The 4,869-nt window shown below is 60.3% G+C and carries 8 protein-coding genes; 5 read left to right on the top strand and 3 right to left on the bottom strand.

Annotation, left to right across the window (positions count from 1 at the left end):
* Positions 1-327: 327 nt before the first annotated feature.
* The 5 genes from B4F73_RS10455 to B4F73_RS10435 all read left to right on the top strand — a co-directional run bounded on the left by B4F73_RS10455 (position 328) and on the right by B4F73_RS10435 (position 3,047).
* A complete protein-coding gene (locus B4F73_RS10455) occupies positions 328-1,083 on the top strand; it encodes a phosphodiester glycosidase family protein (RefSeq protein WP_206991984.1) in 756 nt (251 codons plus the stop codon).
* 51 nt (positions 1,084-1,134) lie between these two features.
* Positions 1,135-1,515, top strand: a complete 381-nt coding sequence (locus B4F73_RS10450) for a hypothetical protein (protein ID WP_290480578.1) — start codon at positions 1,135-1,137, stop codon at positions 1,513-1,515.
* Between the two features lie 33 nt (positions 1,516-1,548).
* The gene (locus B4F73_RS10445; protein ID WP_206991982.1) at positions 1,549-1,905 is read left to right on the top strand and encodes an ArsC/Spx/MgsR family protein; all 357 of its coding nucleotides are present in this window, start codon (positions 1,549-1,551) and stop codon (positions 1,903-1,905) included.
* Entirely contained in the window at positions 1,902-2,264 is a 363-nt protein-coding gene (locus B4F73_RS10440) for an MmcQ/YjbR family DNA-binding protein (RefSeq protein ID WP_290483205.1), read from the top strand. The genes B4F73_RS10445 and B4F73_RS10440 overlap by 4 nt, the downstream gene beginning before the upstream one ends.
* 72 nt (positions 2,265-2,336) lie before the next feature.
* Positions 2,337-3,047 carry a hypothetical protein gene (locus B4F73_RS10435; protein WP_290483204.1) on the top strand — a complete coding sequence of 237 codons (711 nt, stop codon included), beginning with the start codon at positions 2,337-2,339 and terminating at the stop codon, positions 3,045-3,047.
* A 4-nt stretch (positions 3,048-3,051) separates the two neighbouring features.
* Here the strand turns inward: B4F73_RS10435 and B4F73_RS10430 are convergent, their stop codons facing one another.
* The 3 genes from B4F73_RS10430 to B4F73_RS10420 form a co-directional block, all read right to left on the bottom strand.
* A complete protein-coding gene (locus tag B4F73_RS10430; protein WP_206991979.1) occupies positions 3,052-3,855 on the bottom strand; it encodes a hypothetical protein in 804 nt (267 codons plus the stop codon).
* A gap of 126 nt (positions 3,856-3,981) precedes the next feature.
* A complete protein-coding gene (locus B4F73_RS10425; RefSeq protein ID WP_206991978.1) occupies positions 3,982-4,443 on the bottom strand; it encodes an SRPBCC domain-containing protein in 462 nt (153 codons plus the stop codon).
* A gap of 1 nt (position 4,444) precedes the next feature.
* Positions 4,445-4,798 carry an ArsR/SmtB family transcription factor gene (locus B4F73_RS10420; RefSeq protein WP_206991977.1) on the bottom strand — a complete coding sequence of 118 codons (354 nt, stop codon included), beginning with the start codon at positions 4,796-4,798 and terminating at the stop codon, positions 4,445-4,447.
* Positions 4,799-4,869: the final 71 nt, after the last annotated feature.

Below are 4,869 nucleotides of genomic sequence, written 5' to 3'. Positions count from 1 at the left end.
CCGAGACAAGCTCGAGGATCAACAGGCGCAGATCGCCATGATTCAGGGGCCGACGGCGTCCGCCGCGATGACCATCCGCTCTACCATGTCTCATACCGCGTCGACCTCCATGCATGGGTCCATTTTCTCGTGTGCCGCAACCTGCGCCACGACGATGTTTCATGTTTCTATTTCGATACGTCATTTGAGCTCCTTTCGATATATCTAAACCTCAGATAATTTCGATATATCTAAATTTCAAGGTTCGATATATCGAAAATCTACCGATCCCCAGTCTCGTGGAATTTGTGCATGGCGCTTGATCCAGCCAGCCGCTAATTTGTCGGCATGCGTCTCTGGTTTGCCATTCTCGTCTGCACGGTTCTGATGCAAGCTTGCGCTCAGGCGGAAACCCCGTCGCCATGTGCCCCGGTAAAGCATCTCGGCCAACCTTATACGGTGTGCTCCTTTGAGGCGCCCACATCGGTAAACCTCTGGCTCACTCACCCCGATGGCGCGCCCTTTGGTCAGTTCGACCGGCTGGCCGCCCATCTCGCCGATCACGGCCAGACGCTTGAGTTTGCCATGAACGCCGGCATGTATCATCAGGACCGCCGCCCGGTCGGGCTTTATGTCGAGCAGGGCGAAAAAGTCGCCTCGCTCGTGACGCGTGAGGGGCCGGGCAATTTCGGCCTGCTTCCCAACGGGGTATTCTGGGTGGATCAAGACGGCACCCCCCATGTCACAGAAAGTCTCGCCTTTGAGGCCGAGGCACCGGACGCGCGCTTTGCGACACAGTCCGGCCCCATGCTGGTGATCGACGGTGCATTGCATCCGAGATTCAACGCGGACGGCCCCAGCCGGAAACGTCGCAATGGCGTGGGCGTCACCGCTGATGGCGCAACGCTCTATTTCGCCATCAGTGATGTGCCCGTGAACTTCCACAGTTTTGCCAGCCTGTTTCGCGACAAGCTGAACACGCCCAACGCCCTCTTTCTGGATGGATATGTCTCAAAGCTCTACGCGCCGGAGATCGGCCGCAACGAGACCGGTCTCGATATGGGCCCGATTGTCGGCGTGGTCCGCCCCTCCGATACGGACTGACCAACCCCGCCCGGCATGATATGCTGATCAGCGTATCCAGAGGAGCCCGTCATGCTCGCCCATACAATCCTGCTCGTCTTCGGCCTCTACTTCATGGCGTGTGGAGCCGGCCTGTTGGCCAACCCTGACCGCATGGCCCGCCTGATCGACGAATTGGAAGACAGCCCGGCGATCGGCTTTCTGTGCGGCGCGGTCATGATCTTTGCGGCGGGGGGAACCTTGTCAGTCCAGAACAGTTTCTCCACCGCAACCGATGGCATCGCAACCCTGATCATCGCAGGGGCGCTCGTCGAAGGTCTCCTCCTGGTGGCATGGCCCAAACCACTCTGGGCATTGGCACACTGGATGATGCCGGATGATGATCATTTGCGCGGATTTGGCATTGTTGCGCTCGCGCTTGGCCTGGTTGTGTTTGCCATCGGTGCGTTCTAGCCCTTTGAGGCACCACACTTAGAGGAGACCCCCATGTCGGCTGGCCCGGTTACGCTGTACGGATTGAAGAATTGCGATTCCTGCAAGAAAGCCCTGAAAGAACTTGATGCCTCGGACCGGGAGACCGCTTTTGTCGACATTCGCGAAGACGCCGACCTTGACCGGCTCTTGCCAGCCTGGCTGAAGGCCGTCGGCGCGGAAAGACTCGTCAATCGCCGTTCGACCACATGGCGCACCTTGTCAGAGGCTGAGAAGTCAGGCGCGCTGGGCGAAGGCGCCGCGGGCCTGCTGAAGGCGAATCCCACGCTGATCAAACGTCCGGTCATCGATACCGGTGCGGAAATCCTCGTGGGCTGGGACAGCGGCACGCAGCAGGCGCTCGCGCGGTGACACTGGAAGATTACAATTCCTATTGCGCAGGCCTCGGCCAGACAACGCATGTGGTCCAATGGGGTGGCTCCCATGTCTGGAAGATTGGCGGCAAGGTCTTCGCCATGGGAACACCGGACGGCGACCAGCTCGCCGCGTGCACGTTCAAGGTCCGCCCGATCAGCTTTCATATCCTGAAAGACCAGCCCGGCTGCCAGGGCGCGCCTTACCTTGCTTCACGTGGCATGAAATGGATCCAGCGTTTCTCGGACGAAACCCTGTCGGATGACGACCTCAAGGACTATGTCGCAGAATCCTTTTGCCTGATCGCCACTGCCCTCAGCAAGAAAAAGCAACGCGAACTCGGTCTGCTCGATTAGCGCGCATCCTGCCTGCATGTCGCATTGACCTCACTCGCCGCTATCGGCATGCGCGCAGGACAGGAGTTGCCCATGTCCACACCGATCACCATCCTCGTGCCCGCCATGTTCAACGGCCCCCCGGGCTCGGCCAATGGAGGCATCTCGGCAGGTCTCGCCGCAAGCCATATTGATGGTCCGGCAGAAGTTTCCCTGCGCGCGCCACCGCCGCTCGACATCGCGATGGAGGTTGTCCCAACAGGTGACGGATACGAAGTCCGGCATGGGGACCAGTTGGTCATGACCGCGCAACCTGCCGCGCGGCTTGCCCCTCCTCCCGCTGCGCCAAGTTTCGAGACAGCACAGACAGGCCCGGACAGTTTCCCCCCTGTCGAGACCCACGCGTTTCCCCGCTGCTATGTCTGTGGACCAGAGCGCACCGACGATGGCCTCTGCCTCTTCACCGGCAAGCCGAATGGCTATGACGGGGTGACAGATGTCTGGACACCGGATGAAAGCCTTGCAGGCGAAGACGGCCTGGTGCGCCCGGAAATACTATGGGCCGCGCTCGACTGTCCGGGCGCCTTTGCGATTGGCTTTCAGGACAATCCGATGGTGCTGGCCCGCATCACCGCGCAGGTGCATGCACGCCCCGCCCCAGGCGACGATCTCATTGTGGCTGGCTGGTCTCTCTATGATGACGGTCGCAAGCATGGCGCTGCCACCGCACTGTTCACGCGCGACGGCCAGCTGCTGGCTCAGTCGGAGCAATTGTGGATCGAACTGAAGCGGCCTGCAGCCTGACCAATCAGCGCCGACGGCGCGGGTTCAGGTAGAGATTGCGCTCCTGCGTGTCGAGTTGGCGCACGGCCCGCCCAAGATGCAGCTGTTCGACTTCTTTCGCCACATGCCGACGGGCGGCGCCGTTGAATTTCAGCAGGGCACAGAACATCTGCAACACGGCCTCCAGCTTGGCATAGCTTTCCGCCGCATCCACTTTAACGATCCATGATCCGCCCAGATTGATGATCCGATGATCCAGCTTGCCGATCTTGCGACCCCGATCATCATACAGACTATAGTCTGCACCGATGCCTATGACGTTGCGGCGCAGGCGATAGAAGCGCGGGCCTTTCGTCGTGTCGATAAAAAAGGAAAATTTCTCCGGGAAAAGCGGCCACTTCTGCGCCGACCGTTCCAACTGGATAATCTGGTCATGACGGCTGATATTGACTGAATAGGACGGCACCGGTGTGCCCTTCGCCCCAATGCTCAGTTGCAATGACCGGCCCATCAACAATTCTGCCGTCCCGCGCCAGTGCATGCCTTCGGAAAACAATTTCAGCACCAGCCGGCGCTTCATGCCTTCCCCGGTTTTCCACATTTCCTTGCGATAGGCGAGAATGCCCGTCCGCTCGCGACCATCCTTGATCTGGCCAAAGATCTCCATGTCCTTGGTGAACTGGTCAGACGCGGCCTCATGCTGGGTCTGTTTCATGATCCCGATTTCGGTCGGGTTCAGATCGGTCGCCCAGAGGTCCACCTTGAAGGTCTTGTATTTCGGTTTTGCCTTGGTCTCTTCGGCGCCGCCGAATGTTGCAGTAAAGGCCATGAAGCACATCTCCGGGGTCGGGGTTTGCGCCCATCATCGCGATTCGGAGTCGCCATAAGGTTAACAAAATGCCGTCTGGGATTAATCAGCTGCTATTTCTGCAACTGAGTACAGCCCCAACCCGGATCAGCCTGCCTGCAACAATTCCTCCAGCCGGATCAGCGCGCTGCCCCAGCCCGCCTGCGCCTCCTCCAGCAGGGCCGATCCGTCCAGTGCCACGGTCTGCAGCGTCATGACCATACGCGTGCCTTCCCCTTCCGGCAGGAATTCCGCCGAGACGAGGCAGGCCCCTTCGGTTGCCTCCATGGAGGCGATGATCTCGGTATAGACGATGCGCTTGTCCGGCACGATGTCATGATAGCGCCCGCGTACCACGGCCACGGCCTCGCCGCCCGCCAGACAGGTCGTGACATCTTCTCCGCCCACGGAAAAGTCGGCCGCATCGATGCGCATATCGATCTCGTCAGAGGGCGAGCCCCAGACCTTGCGCTGCTCCGGATCGGCCCAGGCCGCAAAGACGCGGGCCGGCGAGGCCGAAAGCCCCTTCTCCATTGTGGCGGTGCCATGCTGTACGGTATGATGAGTCATGTCAGGTGTCCTTTTCGGGGTCGTCTGCGTTCAGGAAAGCATCCAGCCGGTCGAGGCGCGCCGCCCAGGCCTGCTGATATTGCGTGATCCAGGATTTCAACTCTGCCAGCCGCGCCGCTTCCAGTCGGCAGTGCCGGACCCGGCCTTCCTTGCGGCTGGATACGAGCCCGGCTTTTTCCAGCACGCGGACATGCTGCAGGAAGCTCGGCAGCGCCATGTCATAGGGCTCCGCCAGCTCGGCAATGCTCGCCTCGCCGAGGCTCAGCTGCGCGATCACGCCGCGCCGGGTCGCATCGCCGAGGGCGTGGAAGGCCCGGTCGAGAGCGGCTGGATCGGAAGAAGAATAGTTAGGCATCCACCTATCTATTGCGATGGACTGACGCCTGTCAAGACACTTAGGTAATCACCTATCTTTTCTCGCCAGCT

Origin of the sequence: Hyphomonas sp. UBA3601, from assembly GCF_002375605.1 — a bacterium.
In the GTDB taxonomy this organism is placed as follows: Bacteria; Pseudomonadota; Alphaproteobacteria; order Caulobacterales; family Hyphomonadaceae; genus Hyphomonas.
Note: the sequence above shows the minus strand (reverse complement) of the source record. Positions and strands in the feature narration are given on the sequence as shown.